Here is a 22,717-nt window from a genome sequence, read left to right as displayed (position 1 = left end):
TGCGTACCTTCCGTACATTGCGGCGGCGCTCCGGTGCCCGGACAGTGGTGGCATGACAGATGCGGTGACCGCGGACCCGGCGGCGATGCTGGCCGTGGCGGTCGGGGAGGCCAGGGCCGGACGCGCCGAGGGCGGCATCCCGATCGGTGCGGCGCTCTTCGGACCGGACGGGGACGTGCTGGGCCGTGGCCGCAACCGCCGGGTGCAGGACGGCGATCCCTCGGCGCACGGGGAGACGTCGGCGTTCCGGGCCGCCGGGCGGCTGCGCGGCTACCGCAGGACCACGATGGTGACGACGCTGTCGCCGTGCTGGTACTGCTCGGGTCTGGTCCGCCAGTTCGGCATCGGTCATGTGGTGATCGGTGAGGCGCGGACCTTCCGCGGCGGGCACGAGTGGCTGGCCGAGCACGGCGTACGGGTGACGCTGCTGGACGACCCGGAGTGCGTCGCGCTGATGGAGGAGTTCATCGCGGCACGGCCCGAGCTGTGGTTCGAGGACATCGGGGAGTAGGGCCCGGCCCGGGGCGACGGGCTCCCGGTCCCGGGTGGCTGCCTGCCGGGCTCCGGCCCGTGCGGATGCCGACGGGCCCTTCAGAACGAAAGGAACGCGCATGCCGGAGGCGACGGATATCCCGGTGATCGATCTGGGCCCTTGGCTGTCGGGGGACGGCGCCGCGCGGGCCGCGACCGCCGCCGCGGTGGACACCGCGCTCTCCCGGGCGGGCTTCCTGCTGATCACCGGGCACGGGGTGAGCCGCGAGACCCGCGCGGTGGTGCGGCGCGTCGCCCGGGAGTTCTTCGCGCTGCCGGCCGGGACCAAGGAGCGGTACGCGGTGAGCGTGGGCGGCCGGGGCTGGCTCGGCCGGGGGGCGGAGGCCAATGGCTACTCCGAGGGGACCGCCACTCCCCCGGATCTCAAGGAGTCCTGGACGGTGGGGGCGGACCGGCCGAGCGGCGACCCGGCGACGGACGCGTTCTGGTTCCAGCCGAACGTCTGGCCCGACGCGGAGGTCCCCGCCCTGCGGGAGGTCGTGGAGGGGTACCTGGCGGCGATGCGCGAAGTGGCGGACGAGGTGCTGCGGCTGCTGGCGGCCGCCCTCGGCCAGGCCGAGGACTTCTTCACCCGGCACACCGCGCATCCCACGTACACCTTGAACGTCAACTGGTACCCGGGTATGGACGTCGTCGGCGAGCCGGAGCCGGGTCAGTTCCGCATCGGCCCGCACACCGACTTCGGTACGGTGACGCTGCTCGACCGGCAGCACGGAAAGGGCGGCCTGCAGGTCTACGTGGACCCGGCCGACGGCGGGTCCGGCTGGGTCGACGCCCCCTACGAGCCCTCGGCCCTCACCGTCAACATCGGTGATCTGATGGCCCGTTGGACCGGGGACCGCTGGCGCTCCGGCCGCCATCGCGTTCTGCCGCCGTCACCCGACGCGCCCGCCGAGGACCTGATGTCGCTGGTCTACTTCTACGAGTGCGATCCGCACACCACCGTGGCCTCTCTCCCGGCCCCCGTCGGCCGCGTCGCGCACGACCCCGTGGACTCCACGGTCTACCTCAAGGCGAAGCTCGACGCGATCAGCGTCGGCTGACTCCGCGGGCAGCGGCCTACCGCAGGCTCGAAGTCCATTGTGTTTCGGCGGAGTTGCCGGCGCGTGCGGGCGGCCCGGGTGCGGCGGCCGCGGGTGTCGCAGATCACAATGCAGTCGTGTCATGGGCACGTATCTTCGCTGCGAGCGTTCGGCGCCGCCCAACCGGTGGCGCCGAAAGGGCTCTTCGGGACAACCGTCCCCGAACTGTCCGACACGACGCAGGGAAACCGTTGACATCACGACACAGACGCTGGTTCCGGCCGGCCATCGCCGGCGCCTCCGTCCTCGCACTGTCGAGTCCCCTCACCGCGGTCGCCGCCACGACGCCGGCCGCGGCCCCGTCCACCACAGCGCCCCTGGCCGCACCGCAGAACGTGCCGCCCGGGACCCACTCGGTCACACTGATCACCGGAGACGTCGTCACCACCCGCCAGGCGCCGGCCCCCGGGCAGTCCGGCGGCACGGTCGTCGTCACCGGCCCCGGCGGATCACCGTCGCGGGCCCGCATCATGGAGTCGGGCGGCGACCTCTATGTCTACCCCGAGTCCGTCCTTCCCTATCTGGCCCAGGGCACCTTGGACCGGCGGCTCTTCGACGTGAGCGATCTCGTCGCCGACGGGTACGACGACGCGCACCGCGCCGCTCTGCCGCTCATCGTCTCGTATACGGCAGCGCCGGGTCTGCGGGCCGCCGCGGCGCCCGAGGGCTCGGCGCTGGTGCGGACTCTGGCGGGTGTGCAGGGCGCCGCCGTCACCGAGGACCGGGCCCGTTCGGCCGACTTCTGGAGCGCCGTCACCGGCACCCCGCCGGGCGGCAACGTCAGGACCGCGCTCCAGAAGAAGGCAGCCTTCGGCGGCGGGATCGCGCACATCTGGCTGGACGGCAAGGTGACCGCGGATCTCGCCGACACCACCGCCCAGATCGGCGCCCCGCAGGTATGGGCGGGCGGGGACACAGGTCAGGGCGTGGATGTCGCGGTCCTCGACACCGGCGTGGACACCGGGCACCCGGACCTCGTCTCCCGGCTGACGGCGACGAAGAGTTTCGTCCCCGATGAGGATGTGGAGGACCGCAACGGGCACGGGACGCATGTCGCCTCGACCATCGCCGGCACCGGCGCCGCCTCGGGCGGCAAGGAGAAGGGCGTCGCGCCCGGCGCGGAACTGCACATCGGCAAGGTGCTCTCGGACGCCGGCTCCGGCCAGGACTCGTGGGTGCTGGCCGGCATGGAGTGGGCAGCGGCCGACCAGCACGCCAAGGTCATCAACATGAGCCTGGGCTCCGAGACCCCGTCGGACGGCACCGACCCGGAGAGCGAGGCCGTCGACCGGCTCAGCGCGCAGACCGGCGCGCTGTTCGTAGTGGCCGCAGGGAACGCCGGCGCGCCGGACAGCATCGGCGGCCCAGGAGCGGCGGACGCCGCGCTGACCGTCGGGGCGGTGGACGCGACTGACAACGTTGCCTTCTTCTCCAGCCAGGGCCCGCGCGTCGGCGACGGCGGCCTCAAGCCGGAGATCACCGCACCGGGGGTGGACGTGCTCGCGGCACGCTCCCAGTACGCCCCGGAGGGCGAGGGCAGTTACCAGACCCTCAGCGGCACCTCCATGGCCACCCCGCACGTGGCGGGTGCGGCCGCCCTGCTGGCCGCCGTCCATCCGGAACTGACCGGCGGCCAGTTGAAGGATCTGCTGGCCAGCAGTTCGCTGCGCACCCCGCAGTACGACTCCTTCCAGGCAGGCAGCGGCCGGGTGGACGCCGCGGCGGCCGTGCACGCCCGGGTCTTCGCATCGGCGACCGCGTACGCCGGCCAGGTGGCGGCGGGCGCCACCGGAGCGGTCCAGCGCCCCGTGACCTACACCAACACCACCGGCGCGCCGCTCACCCTCGCGCTGTCCGTGGCGGCCCCCGGCGCTCCGGCGGGCCTGTTCACGCTCTCCGCGGAGAAAGCCGTGGTGCCCGCGCACGGCAGCACGGCGATCACCGTCACGATCGACGGCTCCGCGGCCGGCGGCAACGGCCGCTACAGCGGCCAGATCCTCGCCACCGACACGGACGGGGAGCTCGCGGCCCACACCGCCGTATCCCTGGGCGATGTCGCCCATAAGCTGACGATGGTGCTCAAGGACAGCCACGGCAATCCGGTGTCAGGTGTCGTCGAGGTCCTCAAGTCCGGCGAATACGACCCGGACTTCTTCCTGATCGACGACTCCGGCACTGGCTCGGTGTTCCTGCCCGGCTCCGTGTACTCGGTGCTGGCCTTCAAGGACGTGCCCGGTGTGCACGGCCCGCACTCGCTGGGAATGGCGCTGCTCGGCGACCCCGACGTCAGCCTGGACCAGGACGCCACCGTGCTGCTCGACGCCTCGAAGGCCCGCCGGGTCGAGATGACCACCCCGCAGAAGACCGAGGCGACGTACCAGCGCCTGGAGTACAACCGCTCGATGGGCGGTGCCTCCTGGCGCGACTACATGGAGACCCAGACCAGCTACGACAGCTTGTGGGCCCAGCCGATGGCCGGCAAGGTCACGCACGGCGACTTCTACCTGGCCGCGCGCTGGCGCAAGGAGCAGCCCGCGCTGAGCGTCGCCACCAGCACCACCGACTTCACCGATGTGCTCCGCCAGGACTCCGTCACCCCGCTGCCCGAGGGCCGGCTGAAACTGCCGGTGGTCTTCGCCGGAAACGGCGCGAGCACCGACTACGCGGGGCTGGACGTCCGCGGCAAGGCCGTGGTCGTACGGCGGAACAGCGCGGTCACCGACGTCGCACAGGCCACCGCGGCGGCGCAGGCGGGGGCGCGGCTCCTGCTGGTCGGGAACGACCAGCCCGGCCGGCAGATCCGTTCCTACAGCGCCGACCCGTTCACTCCCGCCCCGATCGACGTCGCGCTGCTCAGCACCGACGAGGGCGAGAAGCTGATCCGGCAGGCGCGGGCCCGTAACGCCCGGCTCACCGTCGACTCGCAGCCGGTGAGCCCGTACGTCTACGACCTCATGCGTACGTGGCACAACGAGATCCCCTCCGACCTGGTCGTGCGGGGCAGTGCCAAGAACCTGGCCCGGGTGGACGAGACCTTCGACAGTCCCGATCCGACCCTGGGCGGCGGCGAGTTCCGCTTCGACTGGCCGTCGTACTCCGACTGGGGCATCGGCACCACGATGCGGGAGCCGGTCAACGAGCGGCGCACCGACTGGGTCTCCACCGGCGGCGCGTACCAGTGGGGTCAGGAGGCTTACGTGGACGGGCTGCTGTACGAGATCGAGCCGCGCACCAGCTACCGGCCCGGCAGTTCCCAGGACCAGGAGTGGTTCAAGCCGATCGAGCGCCCCTTCCTCAACAACAACTACAAGGCGCCCACCCGCAGCGGCAGTTGGCTGAGCATGGACGTACCCGGTTACGGCGGTGACGACCACGTCGGCATGTCCATGGACTACCAGCGCACCCAGCAGACCCTGACCCTCTACCAGGGCGACACCCAGCTGGGCCGGGGCACCGGTACGGTGGTCGGCGGAACCGCACCCGGCGCCGGAAAGCTGCCTTACCGGCTGGTGATCCAGAACAGCCGGGACGCCTCCGTCAGCACGTACTCCGCCACGACCAGCACGGAGTGGACCTTCTCGTCCGCGGCCCCGCGGCAGCCGGACGCCCAGGACGTGCTGCCGCTGCTGCAGCTCGACTACGGCATCAGTACCGACACCGGCGGCCGTGCGGCCCGCAACACCGCGCTGTCCGTCTCCGCCGCGCAGCTGCCCGGCGCGGTCGGCGCGGGCCGGATCGGCGCGGTCACCGTCGAGCTGTCGTACGACGACGGCAGGACCTGGCAGAAGTCCACGGCCGGTCATGACGGTGAGTTCCGGCTGGACGCGCCCCGGCGGGCCTCCTTCGTGTCGCTGCGGGCGAGCGTGCGGGACGCGGCGGGCAACGGTGTCACCCAGACGGTGATCAGGGCCTTCGGGCTGCGCTGACACCCGCGGGGGGCCTTGGGCCCCTCTTCTGCGGGGCCCGTCACCACCCAGGTGGCGGGCCCCGCCGTTGTCGGCGGGGGGCCGGGAGCGGGCGGATCGGTGTCCCGGTCCCAGCGCCCCGCCGGTATCACGGACACCGCCCTCTCGGCCCCGCGCCCACCGCCCCACCGGCCGAGCCGCGCCCGCCACCCATCTGGCGCAGAATGGGAACCGGAGGAGGACACAGCTGGCGGATCGTAGGTGAGTGCCTCAAGCGATGGGATGCGGGCGATGGCCGAATCCACCGGAGCGACCACGTGGCCCACCGACGAGCCCCTCGGCCCGTTCGGGCCGGCGAGCGCGGTGGTCGACGCGTCGGGCACCATCCTGGGGTGGACGAAGGCGGCCGAGCGGGCTCTGGGCTACCGCCCGCAGGAGGTGGTCGGCCGTTCCGCGGCCGTGGTGCTGGCCGGCCGTGACCCGGCAGCCGATCTGGCGGTCTGGGGCCGGCGCGCACAAGCCCGTGAGCCGTGGTCGGCGGTGGCGCGGCTCCGTAGCAGGGACGGAACCAGTACCGAGGTGATGCTCGACGTCTCCCCGCTGTCCGGCGACGGCAGGGCGGACTGGTTCGTGACCGCGACCGATCCGTCGGGGGCGTCCTCGTGGCCGCCCGCGAAGGTCTCGGTGTCGGCGGCGCTGCTGGCGCGCTCGCCGGTCGGTCTGTCCATCTGGGACCCGGAACTGCGCTGCATCTGGCTGAACGGCGCCGCCGAGCGCCAGGACGGCGTCCTGCGCAGGGAGCGCCTGAACCGGCTGATGACCGAGGTCCAGCCCGGCAGCCCTGGCCGGGCGATCGCCGCGGTGATGCGGCAGGTACTGGTCACCGGCGATCCGGTGATCGAGCGTGAGTACACCTGGCGGGTGCCCGGCGAGGACACCGAGCGGCTGCTGTCCGCGTCCTACTTCCGGCTGGAAGGGCCGGACGGCAAACCGGTCGGTGTGTGCAACATGGCCACGGACATCGGCAAGTCCCGCGCCCGGCAGAACCTGCTCGCCCTCGGCCGGGTGGGAGGCCGTATCGGCACCACGCTCGATGTGATCAGGACCGCCCAGGAACTGGCCGACGCCGCGGTGCCGCTGCTGGCCGATTATGTGACCGTCGATCTCGGCGAGACGGTGCCCCTCGGCGAGGAGCCCTTGCAGCGGCTCCGCCCGGCGGACGCGGCCGCCCCCGTGTTCCGCCGCGCCGGGGTGGCCTCGGTCCACGAGGATCTGCCGGAGGCCCTGTGGGGGGTCGGCGAGCCGGTCTTCGTTCCCCCGTCGTCACCGTTCACCCGGGCGCTCTTCTCCGGACAGACCCACTTCGAGCCGGTCCTGGACACCTCTCCCGGCACGTGGCTCGACCGGGACCCGCGGCGGGCGGAGGTCATCGAGGCGACGGGGATCCACTCGCTGATCATCGTCCCGCTCCAGGCGCGCGGGATGGTGCTCGGTGAAGCCGTCTTCACCCGTACCGACAACGCCACGCCGTTCTCCCGGGACGATCTGCTGCTGATCGAGGAGCTCGCCGGCCGGGCCGCTCTGAGCCTCGACAACGCCCGCCGCTACACGCGGGAACGGGCCGCGGCCGTCGCGTTGCAGCGCAATCTCCTTCCCCGGACGCTGTCGGGAGGCCCGGCCGTCGAGGTGGCGTCGCGTTATCTGCCGGCCGATACGCACGAGGGGGTGGGCGGCGACTGGTTCGACGTGATTCCGCTTCCCGACGCCCGGGTGGGTCTGATGGTCGGCGATGTCGTCGGGCACGGCATCAACGCGGCCGCACTGATGGGGCAGCTCCGTACGGTCATGGGGACGCTGGCGGACCTGGACCTCCCGCCGGAGAAGGTGCTCGCCCGGCTGGACCGGCGGGTCGTCCTGATGAACGACCAGGACGGTGAGGGCGCCGCCCCGGTGATGAGCTGCACCTGTGCCTACGCGGTCTACGACCCTGCCACCCGGCGCTGCACCCTGGCGTCGGCCGGACATCCGCCACCGGCGGTGCTCTACCCCGACGGGCACGTCGTCCTCGCGGACGTGCCGGTGGGGCCGCCGATCGGCCTGGGCACGATGTCGTACGGCTCCGTCGCGCTGGACCTCCCCGAGGGCAGCGTGATCGCCCTGTACACCGACGGCCTGATCGAGACCCGCACGGCGGACATCGACGTCGGCCTCGGCCGGCTGCGTGCCGCCATGGCCTGGACGGGAACGTCGCTGGAAGATCTGTGCACGCACATCATCAGCACGATGACACCGCAGGCGTCACGCGGCGCGGACGCCGACAGCGACTGGCCGGGCACCTCCTCCGAGGACGACATCGCCCTCCTCCTGGCCCGCACCCGCCCCCTGCCCCCGCCCCCGGCCACCCCCCGCTGACCCCAACCACGCCTCACACGGCCCTCCCGCCTGACGGTCCGCCAGGACGTCGATTTCCGGGTGCACGCTGGCGGTCAGCGTGTAGCCGTATCGGTTATCGGTGCCCGCGGGGCGGGGCGGGGGGTCAGTGGGCCTCGCCCGAGGGTCGGAAGGGGACGCCGCGGAAGGTCTGCACGAGGATCGTCAGGGCGCCCGCGGTCACGCACTGGTCGCTGAGGTTGAAGATCCCGGAGTGGCCGATCTGGATGAAGTCCAGCACGGCGCCGCGGCCGAAGCCGGGTGTGCGGAAGATGCGGTCGCTGAGGTTGCCGCCCGCGCCGGCGAAGATCAGGCCCAGTCCCACCCCCCAGCCGACGGACCGTATCTGCGGCGCCGTGCGGACGATGAAGGCGAGCACACCGATGGCCAGCACGGTGAAGACGAGGGTCGCGTGCGGGGCGAAGGAGCCGGCGGCGCCGGAGTTGCGGAAGGCGGTGAAGGTCACCGCCCCACCGAGCGCGTGCACCGGCTGCCGGCCCTCGATGACCTCGGCCGCGACGGCCTTCGTCACCTGATCCACCGCGAGCCCGGCCGCTGCGGCCGTCCACAGCGCACGCTGCGGCGCTCCCATGCCCGGCATCGGCAACCTCCGTGTTCCCATGACCATGCAATGGCTGAACGTTCACCTTCCAGGAGCCTACGCCCGCCGCTGCCCGCTCCCCCGCCCTTGACCGCCCCGACCTGCCAGGGTGACCCGTCCACGGTCCGCCCCGGCCCGATAACGTGGGGGGCCGTAGACGTACCGGTCACCGAATGGACGCGCCCGGAGGCTTCCCGTTGTCTGATGAGGTCGGCAAGGAAAGTGGACAGCTGCCCCGGCTGCAGCTCGACCAGTTGCTCGATGAGCTCCAGGTCAGGATCGACGCGGTCCGCACCACCCGGGACCGGGTGCACGACCTCCTGGAGGCCGTGCTGTCGGTCGGCGGCGACCTCGACCTGCCGCAGGTGCTGCGCCGGATCGTGGAGGCGGCGGTCGTTCTGGTGGACGCCGAGTACGGCGCCCTGGGCGTCATCGAGGGCACGCAGCTGTCGGAGTTCCTGACCAGCGGCGTGTCCCCGGAGCAGGCCAGGAAGATCGGCGACCTGCCGTCCGGGCACGGCATCCTGGGCGAGCTGATCCGCCACCCGGAGCCGCTGCGGCTCTCGGAGATCTCCGAGCACCCGGCCTCGTACGGCTTCCCGCCCCATCACCCGCCGATGCACTCCTTCCTCGGGGTGCCGATCCGGGTCCGGGAGGAGGTCTTCGGGAATCTGTACCTCACCGAGAAGCGCGGCGGCGCGGACTTCGACGGCGAGGACGAGACCGTACTGCGCACGCTGGCCGTCGCGGCCGGTGTCGCCATCGAGAACGCCCGGCTGTACAAGGCGGCCCGTGACGGCCAGCAGTGGCTGGAGGCGAACGCGCTGATCGTCAGCGATCTGCTGTCCGGCACCGAGGAGATGGACGTCTTCCAGGGGATCGTGCAGCACGCCAGGCGCATTCTCGACGCGGATCTCGGCGTCCTCGCGCTGCCGGTCGCCGACAGCTCCGACCTGCAGTCGGTGATCGCGGTCGGAGTGGACGCGGACGAGCACCGCGGACTGGTGCTTCCGGTAGAGGGCTCCTTCATGGGCGCGGCCATAGCCGCGCGGCGACCCATCACGACGACCGACATCGAGAAGGACCCCCGGGTCACCGTGGGCCCGCCGCGGTGGAAGGGTCTGGGTCCGGTAGCGGCCGTACCCATGGTGGCCGGCGGCGAGGCCCGCGGAGTGCTGCTCCTCGGGCGGCATGTGAAGGGCACGCCTTTCACCGACGACGAGACCGGTCGCCTGCTGGCCTTCGCCGGCCAGGCGGCACTCGCCATGGAGCTGGGTGAGCGCCGCCGGGCCGCCGAGCAGATGGCGCTGCTGGAGGACCGGGACCGTATCGCGCGGGACCTGCACGACCTGGCGATCCAGCGGCTCTTCGCGACCGGGATGACGCTGCAGAGCTCACTGCGCTTCGTGGAGCACCCGGAGGCGACGGAGCGGCTGATGCGTGCCGTGGACGACCTCGACGAGACCATCAAGATCATCCGTTCCACGATCTTCGGACTGCGGGCCCGCGACGCTGACCGTAAGCGGCAGAGCCTGCGCGCCCGGGCCGCGGCCGAGGTGGAGAACGCCGCGCGCACCCTCGGCTTCACGCCCTCGCTGCGCATGGAGGGGCTGATCGACACGGACGTGCCGTCCGCCGTCGCGGAGGACGCGGTGGCGGTGCTGGCGGAGGCGCTGTCGAATGCCGCCCGCCACGCGCAGGCCACCTCCGTCGAGGTCTCCTTCTCGGTCGCGGCCGGCCGGCTGACCGTGACCGTCGCCGACGACGGGGTCGGGCTTCCCGCCGAGGGCCGCCGCAGCGGCCTGCGCAACCTCGCGGAACGGGCCCGCCGCCTCGGGGGCACGATGGAGGCGGCGACGGGCCCCGCCGGCGGCACCCGGCTGGTGTGGCAGGTTCCGCTGACGGCACCAGGAAAGGGCTAGAACCGCTCCCGGCCGGCGTCCAGTACGTCCCCGGCGTCCAGTACGTCCCGCGCGGGCCGGCGGGGGCTGGCTGTCCCTTCCGGGCCGTAGCCGAGCCGGATCAGCATCTGCACGTGCCCGACGCCGAAACGCGGGTCGCGCAGGACCCACCGCAGGTCCGACCACTCCACGGCCTGGTGGAGCAGGGAGGCCCGCACCTGGTGGGAGGTGGCGACGAGCAGGGCGTGCTCCAGGGCCTGCCCGGCCCGCAGCCAGTCCGCGGGGCTGTCGCCCTCGGTGGAGAGCACCGCGATCACCGGGTGCCGCTCGAAGGGCGCCGGCGGCTGGTGGTCCGCCGCCCGCAGCGCGGCGAAGTCCCGGACCGGCAGGTGCCCGCCCGCGTCCAGCGGACCGAGGACCGCGCCCGGCATGCCGTCGAACTCCCCTTCCCGCAGCCACGACCGGCTCTCGGCGCGGCGCTCGGGGTCGCTGACGGCCCGCCGCTCGGCCTCGGCGGTGACCTGCAGGATGCGGCTGGTCTCGGCGGGACCGGGCAGTTCCAGTACGGCTCCCTCGGCGCGGGCGGCCGCGGCGATCTCGGCCAGTGTCCCGGGCGGAATCGGCCGGTCGGAGTAGGGCAGCCGGCTGCTGTGCCGGCGCCACACGGCGTCGTACATGTCCTGGCGCCTGACCTCACCGCCCGGGGGCGCGCCGGCCGGGCGCACCGCGGCGAGGAAGTCAGGTTCGGCCGGCCTGGGCAGCAGCCGTACCACCGGCTCCCAGCCGAAGTGCGCCACCGCGACGCGCAGATTGAAGACCGCGGCGCCCACCGACACGTGGAGGGCGCGGCCCGAGGGGTCGGTCCGGCGCAGTCCCCGTTCGGTGGCGGCCCGCACCTCGATCGTGGCGGTGTCCGGGTCGAGCCGGTACCGCCAGGGCTGCGTGTTGTGGATGGAGGGCGCCGCGGAGGCGGCGGTGATCAGCTTCTCCAGTATTGCCGCGTCCAGTGTTGCGGTGGTCATGTCGCTCTCCTTCGGCCGTCCTGTTTCCAGGGTCGCGGCGGCGCGGAGGCGTCGGCAGGGGCCGTTGGTTACCGGCAAATGGGCCGTTCGGCCCTCGTGGCTCAGCGGTGCGCGCGGTCGGCGACGGCCGGTGCCGCGCTGCCCTGGGTGGCGATGACGGCCGCCTGGATCCGGCGTTCCACGCCCAGCTTCGCCAGCAGCCGGGAGACGTTGTTCTTGACCGTCTTCTCGGAGAGGTACAGCTGCTTGCCGATCTGGCCGTTGGTGAGGCCCTCGCCGATCAGGCCGAGGATCTCGCGCTCGCGGGGGGAGAGCGCGGACAGCGCCTCCTGCTCGGGGTCGGCGCCGGGAATGTCGTCCCGCAGGCTGCTCATCAGCCGGGCGGTGGTGGCCGGGTCGAGCATCGACTGGCCGGCGGCGACGGTGCGGACCGCCGAGACCAGGTCGGAGCCCTTGATCTGCTTCAGTACGTAACCGGCCGCGCCGGCCATGATCGCGTCGAGGAGGGCATCGTCGTCGTCGAAGGAGGTCAGCATGAGGCAGGCGAGGCCCGGCATGGCGGAGCGCAGGTCGCGGCAGACCGAGATGCCGTCGCCGTCCGGCAGCCGTACGTCCAGGACGGCGACGTCCGGGCGCAGGGCCGGGCCGCGGGCCAGGGCGTGATCGGCCGTCCCGGCCTCGCCGACCACCTCGATGTCCGGCTCGGCGTCGAGCAGGTCGTGCACTCCCCGGCGGACGACCTCGTGGTCGTCCATCAGGAAGACCCTGATCGGCGACTGTGCCGAAAACTGCCGTGCCTCGCTCATAGCGGACCTTCACCCTGTCGTCTGCCGGCCGTGCGCCGACTCCGGCCTCCGATCATCGCTCGGAGGTCCGTTCCGCCACTAGGGCCGAACGGACCTCTGTCGCGGCACGGCGCCGCCGGGTGCCGTGGGCGCCGAGCCGATGGAAAGGCGGCCGGGACGGGAGGCGGCCGGGATGCGGCGGGCGCCGGCTCCCGCCACCACAAGCGTTCAGGGCTTGTGGAACCAGTCGTCGGCGACACCGTGCACCGCCGAGGAGGCGGGCTGCAGGCGCGCGTCCTCGAAACGGCTGGTGAGGTGGCTCACCACGGCGACCACACCCTCGATCCGCGCCGTCAGGTTCTCCGCGACGGAGACCTCGCTGTCGCGCTCCAGCCGGCCGTCCAGAGTGACCACGCCGTCCACCACCTTCACGCCCACCTCGTTCGGGGCCAGCCACAGGGTCCGGCCCACCACCTCTTCGATGACGTTCTCCCGGATCTCGGCGTCGGGTCGCAGGAAGACCTGCAGCAGGTCGCGGCGGGTGACGATGCCGACCAGCCGGTCCTCCTCGTCCAGTACCGGCAGCCGCTCGACCCGGCGCTGGGCCATGAGGCGGGCGGAGAAGGCGATCGAGTCGTCCGCGTGCACCGTGACGGGCGGTGTGGACATCAGCTGCCCCGCGGTCAGCGCTTCGGCCTTCGCGGCCGAGCGGCGCGCGGCGGGCGTCCACCGCCACCGGCGCCGGGTGGGAATCTCGCCGCCGAGGCGTGCCTGCCGGACCAGCAGGTCCGTCTCCGAGATGACGCCGATGACCTTCTCGTCGTCGTCGACCACCGGTACGCCGCTGATGCGGTGCTGCGCGAGCAGGACCGCGACGTCCTTGAAGGGGGTCGGCGCCTCGACCCGGATGACGTCGCTCGTCATCACGTGGGCGACCTTGCGGTGCTTCATGGTGTGCTCCTGCTTCTGGTGGTTGCGGTCCGGCTGCTCGGGCGCGGCCGGCGTGGGCGGGGATCGGGTACGGGGTGGGGCGGGGATCGGGTACGGCGTGGGGCGTGCGGTGCGTGCCGGGTTCAGGCGTTCCGGTTCTCCCATCGGGGGCCGGTCTCGGCCCACGCGGTGGCCCACTGCTCGGCCCGCCGGAGATCGACGAGCTTCGCGGTGATCCCGCAGCCGATGAGGACGGCCGCGCAGATACCGAGCGCGACGGAGACGCCGGTGACGCCGGCCTGCAGCCGCGCGGCGGGGACGGGCAGCGGCTCCGGGACGAGTGCGCCGCGGTCGTCGGTCCATACCGTGGTGGGGTCGCCGGTCTTCGCCCCGACGGTCACCCGGGCGACGCCGGTGCGGACCGTGCCGTCCGGTGCGGCCCAGCGGACGCCGGCCCGGGGTGTGGCGGCGTAGCCGACGGTCTCCGGGGCGTCCTGGGTGACGACGGCCGCGACGGGGTGCCGGTCGAGCCGCTGCTGTGCGTACTCCTGCTGCACGCCGTGCGCGACCGTGAGTCCCGCGAGGGCGGCGCCGGCCACCGCGGCGAGGACCACCGCGAGGAAGGCGTACGCCTCGATGGCGTACGAGGGCCGGCGCAGCGGATTGCGCCGCAGGCGCCAGAACCATACCCGGTGTGTCATGGCCGTTCCCTTCCTCTCGTGTGCTGGTCCGGTCCGCCGGACGCGTCCGATGTCCTTAACGCTCCCTCGGTGCGGTGGCCGCTGCCGAGAGCCGAACGGCCCTGCCGCCGGGGCGACTCGGACCCATCGGCGGGTCTCGCCCGGCCCTGCCCGGGAACGGGTGCCGCCCGGAGGATCGGGAGGGAGAACCCATCGATGGAGGGAGCGGGCATGAGCGCGAATCGCGTGGTCGTCGGAGTGGACGGGTCGCCGACGTCTTTCGAGGCACTGGACGCGGCGGCCGTGGAGGCGCGACTGCGCGGAGCCGAGCTGGAGTTGGTCTACTGCGTCGCGGACGTCGACGAGTCCGGCCCGATCCTGCGGTCGGCGGCCACGCGGGTCGGCGAGCGCAGCCCCGGGCTGCCCGTGGTGATGACCGCGGTGGTCGGCGACCCCGCGGAGGTGCTGGCCGAGCGGGGCCGGAGCGCGGCGCTCACCGTCGTCGGCACCCGGGGCCTCGGTGGGTTCGCCGGGCTGCTGATGCACTCGGTGAGCCAGCGCCTGGCGGCCCACGCGGACGGGCCCGTTCTTGTGGTGCGGGGCGGGGACGTGCGCGGCGACCTCCGGCGGGACCGCCCGGGCGGGGTGCTGCTCGGGCTGGAGAGCGACGACGACGCGGACGCGGCCCTGTTCGCCTTCGAGGAGGCCGGTCAGCGCGGGGCGCGGCTGGAGGTGCTGCACGCGTGGACGTACCGGCAGTCAGCGAACGGGACGCCGGGTTCCTTCGCCGCCGAGCCGGTGGCGGAGCGGGTCGCCCGTCAGGCCGCCGCGAAAGCCGCGTTCCCCGGTCAGATCGTCACGCCGCTGCGTACGGCCTATCCGCGGCTGCCGGTGCAGATCCGGTCGATACGGTCCACCCCGTGCCGGGCTCTCATCGAGGCGACCGCGAACGCGGATCTCGTGGTGATCGCGGCCCATCGGCGGCATTCCCGGCGCGGCATCCAACTCGGCCCGGTGACCCATGCGTTGCTCCACCACTCGTCCTGCTCGGTGGCGATCGTCCCGGTGGTGGAGGGGTAGTGGTCCGCCCGGCTGCGGGTACGGGGGGCGCCCGGGTCCGGCGTCCGTTGCTCTGGGCGTGCTTTCGGTGTGCTTCCGACGTGGCGCGTTCCCACCCGGGTGTTTCCGACCGGTGCTTCCAAGTGGGGTGGGAACGCAGGGCCGTTCGGCCCCCGGGGTCGGGACGTCGGCCCCCAGCGGCCACCACCCCCCGGGCGGGACAGTGATGGTGTCACCGAACGAACACACCACCACCGACCGAGGAGCCCGCCGTGGCCGTCCACCAGGAAGACCGTCTCCACCCGAGCATGCAGGTCACCGACGTCCAGGCCGCGCAGACCGCCCCCCGCCACGGCGCCGTCATGACCCCCATAGCCGCCAAGGCCGCCGCCGTCGTCCGGATCGCCACCGGCTTCATCTTCCTGTGGGCCTTCCTCGACAAGCTCTTCGGCTGGCACTACGCCACCGCCACCGGCAAAGGCTGGACCGACGGCGGCTCCCCCACCAAGGGCTTCCTCTCCAACGTCTCCGCCGGCCCCCTCCAGTCCTTCTTCCACACCATCGCCGGCCAGACCTGGACCGACTGGATGTTCATGCTCGCCCTCCTCGGCCTCGGCATCGCCCTGATCACCGGCGTCGCCCTGCGCATCACCGCCATCGGCGGCACCATCCTCATGGCCATGATGTGGGCCGCCGAATGGCCGCTCGCCCAGCACCTGTCCAACGGCGACCCCAGCGGCTCCTCCAACCCCCTGGTCGACTACCACTTCCTCTACGCCCTCGTCATGATCCTCCTCGCGGTCGTCTACGCCGGAAACACCTGGGGCCTCGGCCGCATCTGGGCCAAGATCCCCTTCGTCCACCGCACCCGCTGGCTCCTCTGACCCCCACCCCCACCCCGCACCCCAGGGCACCGCACCCCCCAGGGCACCGCCACACCGGCGGTGCCCCGCTGTGCTGTTCACGTCCTCGTCGTGGCCGCCTGTGGTGGGGGGTGGCACCTGGCGGGGGTGGGGGCGGGCGGAGGGGTTACGGTCGGAGTGGCCGGAGAAGATCTTGGGCCGGTGACGGCGTGGAGGGGTGACGAGCATGCGGTATCGGAAGCTGGGACGCAGCGGGCTGAGTGTGTCCGAGATCGGGTACGGGGCGTGGGGAATCGGCGGTGACGCCTGGATCGGGGCCGACGAGGACGAGTCGCTGCGGGCACTGCACCGGGCGCTGGACCTCGGGGTGAATCTGATCGACACCGCCCGCGGGTACGGCGAGAGCGAGCGGATCGTCGGGAAGGCGGTGCGGGAGCGGGCCGGCAAGGACGAGGTGCTGGTGGCCACCAAGGTGCCGCCGCTGAACGGGAAGTGGCCCGCACCCGGCGGTCTGGACCCGGCGGAGACCTTTCCGGGGACGCACATCCGGCAGAGCCTGGAGACCAGTCTGCGGGCCAGCGGCCTCGACCACTTCGACGTGGTGCAGTTCCACGTGTGGAGCGACGAGTGGGTAGGGCGCGGGGACTGGCTGGAGACGGTGACCGCGCTGAAGGAGGAGGGCAAGCTCCGCCTCTTCGGCGTGTCGATCAACGACCACGAGCCGGACAACGCCCTGGCCCTGGTCCGCAGTGGCGCGGTGGACACCGTGCAGGTGATCTACAACATCTTCGACCAGGCGCCGGCCGACGCGCTGTTCCCCGCGTGCGAGGAGCACGGCGTCGGGGTCATCGTCCGGGTGCCGCTCGACGAGGGCGGCCTCACCGGCCGGATCACCGCCGGAACGACGTTCCCGCCCGGTGACTTCCGCAACCGGTACTTCAAGGGCGACCGCCCCGCCGAGGTGGAGCGGCACGTCGACGCGCTCACCGCCGACCTGGGCATCGCCCCGGAGGAGCTGGCGGAGACGGCGCTGCGGTACGTGCTGAGTGCTCCGGCGGTCTCCACGGTCATCCCGGGCATGCGGACCGTCCGGAACGCCGAGCGCAACGCCGCGGTCAGCGACGGCCGGCTGCTCGACGCCGACCGGCTCGCGGTGCTCGCCCGGCACCGCTGGCAGCGCAGCTACTACCAGTGAGCCGGTCCCCGGGGCGGTAGAGGTCCGCAGGCGTGCGGGCGGGCGGGTACGGCCGCGGCCCGGCACGCCCTCGGCCATCTGGACCTGCCGTTCTCCGGATGGGCGGCGCGCAGCGTGATGCTCTCCGCCTTGCGGGGCCGGTCCAGGAGCGGGTCAGAACCCGAGGAGACGACGGAGGGTCAGATCCAGCCGCGCCGGGAGGCGATGAGGGCGGCCTGGAAACGGGTGGCGGCGCCGAGGGCGGTCATCAGCCGCTGGATGCGGCGCTGCGTGGTACGAGGACTCCAGCCCTGGGCCCGGCCGATGGCCGCGTCGGTGAGACCCGAGATCAACAAGCTGAGCAGCAACCGGGTTTCGGCGTCGGGCAGGTCGGGCGCGTCGGCCGCCGGCACCTGTGCGGCGCCGGGTACGCCGAGTGCCACCGCCCGGTCCCACTCCGCTTCGAAGAGCGCTTCCAGGGCTGTCAGAATCGGCGAGCGGTGGATGAGGTAGGCCAGTGCGTGACCGCCGGGCGCCAGGCTCAGCGGGATGAGCGCCGACTCGTCGTCGCGGATCACCAGCTTCAGTGGCAACTCGGCCCGGACCCTGGCCTGTTCGCCCGCCTTCACACTGGGCACGATGTCACCGAGCAGCCGTCCGGGCCAGGCGACGGCGTCACGGGTGTAGATCACCCGGTGCACGATGCCGGTGCGCTGCCGGCTGAGCTGGTTGCGCAGATTGCTGCCGGGGCGGTCGACGTAGGGCGGGCGGTCGAAGGCGCGGACCTCGCGGCGGGCTTCGGCGGTCAGCCGGTGCGCGGCGGCGCTGATGTCCTCGCGGTCGGTGAGCACGTCGACGGCGATGTCGGGGTGGCTGATCCGGTTGGCCTCCCGGTGTGTCTCGGCGAGGCGCTGCACCAGCGCGCGGGCGGCGTCCAGTTGGTGCTCGCGCTCATGGATCAGCGTGGTCACCGCGACATCGGGCGGCGCGGCGGTGAACCGGGTCGGCCGTCCGGCGGCCCGGATCGCCAGGCCCTGCGCGACCAGCGTGGCAAGCGCTTTGGCGGTCGCGCCGGTGGTGGTGCCGCAGGCGCCGGCGAGTTGGGAGGCGGTGCTGCGCGGACGGCCGACGAGGGCCGCGTAGACGTGTTCTGTTTCAGGGCCGAGTCCCAGGACGTGAAGTTCCATGCTCTCTCTCCCACTCACCTGGCGGCGGGCCGCCACCTGGCACAACCCGGCCACCGCGAACATCTTGCACATGATCCGCCCCGGTTGGCATCTTCCAGCGCACAGGGCGCTGTTCAGCGGTGATCGCCGTCGGACGGCGCCCAGAGCTGTGCGCTGAACTCCCCTCGCCGGAAGGTGTCCCATGCACCGGTCCCATCTGCCAGCCGGCCGCCTCGGCCGCGCGACCGTCGCCGTGGCCGCGGTCGCCGCGGCTGTGTCCGCCTCCGTCGCCGTACCGGTGTCCGCGTCGGCGGCGCCCGCGGCGAAGCCCGCGCCCGCCCTGTCCGGCCTGGCGAAGGCCGCCTCGCCGCAGCCGCCACCCAAGCAGCGGCAGGGCGCCGTCCCCGGCAGCGTGCTGGTCACCCTCGACGCCGGCACCTCGGTGACCGGTTCGCCGCTGCCCGGCACCCGGCTGGCCGCCCGCACCCCCAGGACCAGCAACGCCGGCCTCGACGCGCGGCTGCGGGCGGCGGGTGTCACCTCGCTCCAGCCGCTGCTGCCGGGCGTCGCTCCGGCGACCGTGGCCGCGACCACCGGTGCGGCGCGTTCGCAGCTCGGCGCCGACGCCTCCGATCTCGCCCGCACCTACGTCGTGCACACCGGCAACAAGGATTCGGCGGCTGTCGCCAAAGCCCTCCAGGGCGCCCCCGGGGTGGCGGACGCCGAGCCCGACCGCTACGTGAACACCATGAACAGCGGTGCCCAGCCGCTGCCTTCGGGTGCCACGGCGAAGAGCGCCACCGGGAAGGGCGACACGGGAAAGGCGGCCGGCGGGAAGGCCCCCGCGGGCCCGCCCGCCACCGGAAAACCCGCGGCCGTGCCGGACAACTACGCCCTGTCCACCTCCGCCCAGGCGTTCCTCAACGCCGGCGGAGTGGACGCGGTGGGCGCCTTCTCACTCCTCCAGGGCCGCTACGGCCAGCAGCCCGGCGCCGGCGAGACCATCACCAATGTGTCAATCGGCGACCTCACCGACCAGTCGATGGCCGACAACGGCGACTCCTACGTCCAGTCCAACGGCCCCACCACGGTGCTCAGCGGCGGGCAGCGCTACCTCGACCTGCCCTCGATGCCGCTGATCCCCGCCTACGTCGCCAAGGACGCCGGCGGGCTGGACGGCGCCGCCGCCACCGAGAACCAGGACCCGTCGCTGGACGAGGTCATGCTGGACTTCGGCGTGATGGCTCCGCTCCCCCACGACAAGCAGCGCCCGGCGGCCGTCGGCAGCGGGTACACCGACCTGCTCGGCATCGCGCCGGGGGCGCACTACCGGCTGGTGGTCCCCGAGCAGCCGACCACCGACCGGATCGCGGGCGCCCTGCTGGCCGCGGCCCACCAGTCGCCCAAGCCGCAGGTGATCACCGCGAGTCTCGGCTTCGGCACCGACGCCCAGGGCCTGCCGGGACGGTACCTGGAGGACGACCCGGTCGTGCGCTCCGTGGTCGCCTCGATCGTGCGGCACGACGGCATCGTGGTGTCGATCTCCTCCAACGACGGAACCCGCCTCTACACTCCGGCGCCGGTCGGCCCCGACGGCGGCAGCACCGCCACCGACACCGCCCCCAGCGGCGCCACCGCCACCACGATCGACGACGACGCCGGCTCCACCGCTCCTTCCCGGGTGCCGGACAGCGGAGCGATCGCGGCCGGCGGCACCACACTCGACGACACCCTCGCCCAGGGCACCGACGGCCCGGCCACCACGGCCGAGACCCGGATCAGCGGCTTCGGCACCTTCTCCTCCGGCTTCGGCAGCCGGGTGGACCTGTCGGCGCCGAGCGACAACATCATCGCCCTCTCGCACGCCGCCGGCGGCTCCGCCCAGGACGTCATCGCCTCGCTGAACGGCGGCACGTCGGCGTCCGCACCGGAGATCGCCGCGGCCGCCGCGGTGGTCCTCCAGGCGAGCCGCCTCGGCGGGCACCACCTGTCCCCCACCCAGGTCCGTACCGTGCTGGAGCAGACCGGCCGGGCGGTGCCGACCCCGCCGCAGATCGACCGCACCCTGCGGGTCGGGCCGCAGATCGACGTGACCGCGGCGGCCGAGAAGGCGCTGGGCCGTCCTGCCGCGGGCGGACCGGCGATCGTACGGCTGTCGGTCGCCCACCGGGTGACCGGCGGCGGCCTCGGCGGCTCGTTCACGGAGACCACCGACCCGGACCGGATCGACCTCGGTGATGTCTCGTCGGGCGGAAACGGTGAGGGCCTGGTCGGTCCTGTCACCTTCGCCGGCGACGTCACCGGCCTGGACGGCGCCGGAGCGTCGTACACCCTGACCGTGGGCCGCCAGGTCTTCCGGTCCGCCTCTGCGGCGATTCGGGTGACGCCGCGTCAGCTGCTGGCCGCCGCCCACCTGCCGGTGGTGTCCGCAGAGGACCGCTCGGTGACCGTGACCTACGCCGTCGTCCGCGGCGGCCGGACCGTGGCGAGCGTCCACCGTACGCTCACCGTCGGCCCCAGCGACGGCACCTACGCGGAGGCCACCGCACCGCACGCACCCGCCGTCGTGGCGGCCGGGCACGCGGTCACCGTGTCGTACGACCTGGCGGGCGTCGTGGGCACCGACGCCCCGCATCTGGTGGTCTCCGGCGTCGGGCACTGGAACCCGTCGCTCGGCCCGATCTTCAGCGCCGCCTGGCACCAGGAACTCACCGCCACCACCGGCACCGTCACCATCCCGGCGGCGGCCTTCGACGGCGGCGGCGGGATCTACGGCATCGGCATAGCCGAGGCGGGCTTCGGCGGCGCCCCGCAGTTCGTCTCCTACGGCGAGTTCGCCCCGATCCGGGTCAGCGGCGGCACAGCCGCGGACCGGGCAGGCGCGCCGCTGCTCACCGGCGCCGGCGGCGCCACCGGCTACACCGCCGAAGTGACCCGCAGCGCACCGGAGTTCTGGCTGCGGTACGACGTGCGGGACGTCAAGGGCGCGCGGTACGCCGAGGTGGAGTTCTCCGCCCCCGGCCCGACGGTCAACGGCTCCCTCAACACCTTCACCAACACCAACGGCACCGGGCTCGACGACGACGGGGTGAACACCCCCTCCACCACCCACCGCGCCCTGCCGGCCGCCGCCGGCTCGGCGCGGCTCGACGCGCTCGCGCTGGGGCTGTCCACCTCCGAGGTGTACGGCGTGCGGGTGCTGGCGCTCGACCGCGACCACCGGGTGATCGGCCAGGCGTCACCGCTGTCCAGTCTCTCGGTGGACGACGGACCCGCGCCCGACGGCAGCACGGTGCTCACCTTCACCGCGGCCGGCCACCACTCGATCGCCGCCCTGCGCACCACGGCGGGCGGCACGGAGGTGCGGCACTACGACCCGGCGACCGGGAAGTACGGCGCCGTCATCACCTCGGACGACGGGACCTCCTCCGACTACGAGGTGCTCGGCGCGAGCAGCGACCGTACGCTCCTCGTCCACCAGGCGGCGGCCGGCGGTGATGTCCGCGTCGAGACCTGGAACACCGTCAAGGACACGCTCGTCGGCGCCACAGAGCTCCCCGCCGCCACGTACACGTTCGTCGTCGGCCAGGTGGACGCGGCACACGGACGCGGCGCCGTCCTGCTGCGCTCGGTGGCCGGCAACAGCGACCTGGTGCTGCCGGTCGACCTCGCCTCCGGAGCCACCGGCGCGCCGATACCCGCCGACCCCGACGGGGTGCCGGCCGGCACGTACAGCCTGATGACCGTCGACGCCTCCACCGGCGCCGTCTACCTGGCCAAGGGCGCGCCCGCGTTCATCTGCCTCGGCGGGGTCACCGTGGCGAAGGTGGACCTGGTGGCCCGTACGGTCACGGGTGCCGGTTCGGCCTCCGGCTGCAGTCACGGCTTCGCCTCGGACGGCGCGGGCACCCTGTACAACCTCTCGGCCACCGCGATCAGCACCAAGATCGTGCCCAGCAGCGTGCTGACCGCTCTCGCCGAGCCCGCCGGCACCCAGGGCGACGCGATCCCGGTCCGTCAGGGCCTCCCGGTCGCGCTCGCCGTCGACGGCGTCCACCAACTGGCCGTCGTCTCGTACCCGTCCCCGGCCGGCACCGCGTACTTCGGGTCACAGCAGGGCCTGGTCGTCGACAACAACGCGACCGGTCAGCTGCTGCTGGTCGATCTCACCACCGGCACCGTGCTGCGCACCCTGCCCGGCTTCGCCGTGGACGCGCACGGCGGCCCGCTCGTCCACGGAGGGGAGATGAGTTCCCTCCAGCTCGACCCGGCGACCCGGACCGGCTGGACGTACGCCGCGTACGACAGCCAGATCCAGCAGTTCTCCTACTGACCGAGCACTGCGCAGAGCGGGTGTCCCCGGCCGCTTCGGTGGCCGGGGACACCCGCGTCCGCTCCACGGCGCGGGCAGGAAAGGGAAATTCTCTCCCGATCGGGAAATGCCGGCGCAACCTCGATTAAGGCAGCCTTAAGAGCGCCGTAAGCCGGATTATGAACTCCGGTGGGCGTTCTCCCCGGCTTGACGGGTTTCCGAGCGCGACGCCAGGATCTCGGCAGACACCGCGGG

Annotated in this window: 15 protein-coding genes; 9 read left to right on the top strand and 6 right to left on the bottom strand. The window is 73.0% G+C overall.

What is annotated here, in order from left to right; translation table 11 throughout:
* The first annotated feature begins 52 nt into the window (after window positions 1-52).
* The 4 genes from OG552_RS35560 to OG552_RS35545 all read left to right on the top strand — a co-directional run bounded on the left by OG552_RS35560 (window position 53) and on the right by OG552_RS35545 (window position 7,951).
* Window positions 53-511, top strand: a complete 459-nt coding sequence (locus tag OG552_RS35560; protein ID WP_329140198.1) for a nucleoside deaminase — start codon at window positions 53-55, stop codon at window positions 509-511.
* Window positions 512-611: 100 nt separating this feature from the next.
* A complete protein-coding gene (locus OG552_RS35555) occupies window positions 612-1,595 on the top strand; it encodes an isopenicillin N synthase family dioxygenase (protein WP_329140196.1) in 984 nt (327 codons plus the stop codon).
* Window positions 1,596-1,825: 230 nt separating this feature from the next.
* Window positions 1,826-5,560: a S8 family peptidase gene (locus OG552_RS35550; protein ID WP_329140194.1), complete on the top strand. Its 3,735-nt coding sequence runs from the start codon at window positions 1,826-1,828 to the stop codon at window positions 5,558-5,560.
* A gap of 270 nt (window positions 5,561-5,830) precedes the next feature.
* Window positions 5,831-7,951, top strand: a complete 2,121-nt coding sequence (locus OG552_RS35545; RefSeq protein WP_329140192.1) for a SpoIIE family protein phosphatase — start codon at window positions 5,831-5,833, stop codon at window positions 7,949-7,951.
* Between the two features lie 124 nt (window positions 7,952-8,075).
* On the opposite strand, the gene OG552_RS35540 is transcribed toward OG552_RS35545, so the two are convergent.
* A complete protein-coding gene (locus OG552_RS35540) occupies window positions 8,076-8,570 on the bottom strand; it encodes a signal peptidase II (RefSeq protein WP_329140190.1) in 495 nt (164 codons plus the stop codon).
* Between the two features lie 173 nt (window positions 8,571-8,743).
* Between OG552_RS35540 and OG552_RS35535 the strand changes: the two genes are divergently transcribed.
* Window positions 8,744-10,492 carry a GAF domain-containing protein gene (locus OG552_RS35535; protein ID WP_443071118.1) on the top strand — a complete coding sequence of 583 codons (1,749 nt, stop codon included), beginning with the start codon at window positions 8,744-8,746 and terminating at the stop codon, window positions 10,490-10,492.
* Here OG552_RS35535 and OG552_RS35530 read toward each other — a convergent pair.
* From OG552_RS35530 to OG552_RS35515, 4 genes are all read right to left on the bottom strand, one after another.
* Window positions 10,489-11,493: an Acg family FMN-binding oxidoreductase gene (locus tag OG552_RS35530; protein ID WP_329140186.1), complete on the bottom strand. Its 1,005-nt coding sequence runs from the start codon at window positions 11,491-11,493 to the stop codon at window positions 10,489-10,491. The two genes, OG552_RS35535 and OG552_RS35530, sit on opposite strands and share 4 nt — an antisense overlap.
* Before the next feature lie 101 nt (window positions 11,494-11,594).
* Window positions 11,595-12,299, bottom strand: coding sequence for a response regulator transcription factor (locus OG552_RS35525; protein ID WP_329140184.1), 705 nt, complete (start codon window positions 12,297-12,299; stop codon window positions 11,595-11,597).
* A 207-nt stretch (window positions 12,300-12,506) separates the two neighbouring features.
* Window positions 12,507-13,229, bottom strand: a complete 723-nt coding sequence (locus tag OG552_RS35520; RefSeq protein WP_329140182.1) for a CBS domain-containing protein — start codon at window positions 13,227-13,229, stop codon at window positions 12,507-12,509.
* A gap of 122 nt (window positions 13,230-13,351) precedes the next feature.
* Complete coding sequence (locus OG552_RS35515) at window positions 13,352-13,909, bottom strand: Rv1733c family protein (protein ID WP_329140179.1); 558 nt, start codon at window positions 13,907-13,909, stop codon at window positions 13,352-13,354.
* 210 nt (window positions 13,910-14,119) lie between these two features.
* Here OG552_RS35515 and OG552_RS35510 point away from each other — a divergent pair, with 210 nt between their 5' ends.
* The 3 genes from OG552_RS35510 (at window position 14,120) to OG552_RS35500 (ending at window position 17,005) form a co-directional block, all read left to right on the top strand.
* Window positions 14,120-14,968: a universal stress protein gene (locus OG552_RS35510; RefSeq protein ID WP_329140177.1), complete on the top strand. Its 849-nt coding sequence runs from the start codon at window positions 14,120-14,122 to the stop codon at window positions 14,966-14,968.
* Between the two features lie 251 nt (window positions 14,969-15,219).
* The gene (locus OG552_RS35505; protein ID WP_329140175.1) at window positions 15,220-15,831 is read left to right on the top strand and encodes a hypothetical protein; all 612 of its coding nucleotides are present in this window, start codon (window positions 15,220-15,222) and stop codon (window positions 15,829-15,831) included.
* 205 nt (window positions 15,832-16,036) lie between these two features.
* Complete coding sequence (locus OG552_RS35500) at window positions 16,037-17,005, top strand: aldo/keto reductase (protein WP_329140173.1); 969 nt, start codon at window positions 16,037-16,039, stop codon at window positions 17,003-17,005.
* Between the two features lie 179 nt (window positions 17,006-17,184).
* On the opposite strand, the gene OG552_RS35495 is transcribed toward OG552_RS35500, so the two are convergent.
* Entirely contained in the window at window positions 17,185-18,171 is a 987-nt protein-coding gene (locus OG552_RS35495; protein ID WP_329140171.1) for a helix-turn-helix domain-containing protein, read from the bottom strand.
* A gap of 181 nt (window positions 18,172-18,352) precedes the next feature.
* On the opposite strand from OG552_RS35495, the gene OG552_RS35490 reads away from it, so the two are divergent.
* Window positions 18,353-22,483 (top strand): hypothetical protein, encoded by a 4,131-nt coding sequence (locus tag OG552_RS35490; RefSeq protein WP_329140169.1) that lies wholly within the window; start codon window positions 18,353-18,355, stop codon window positions 22,481-22,483.
* The last annotated feature ends 234 nt before the right edge of the window (window positions 22,484-22,717 follow it).

The sequence above is a fragment of the Streptomyces sp. NBC_01476 genome, from assembly GCF_036227265.1.
Lineage (GTDB): Bacteria > Actinomycetota > Actinomycetes > Streptomycetales > Streptomycetaceae > Actinacidiphila.
This window is presented reverse-complemented; position numbering and strand designations above follow the sequence as displayed.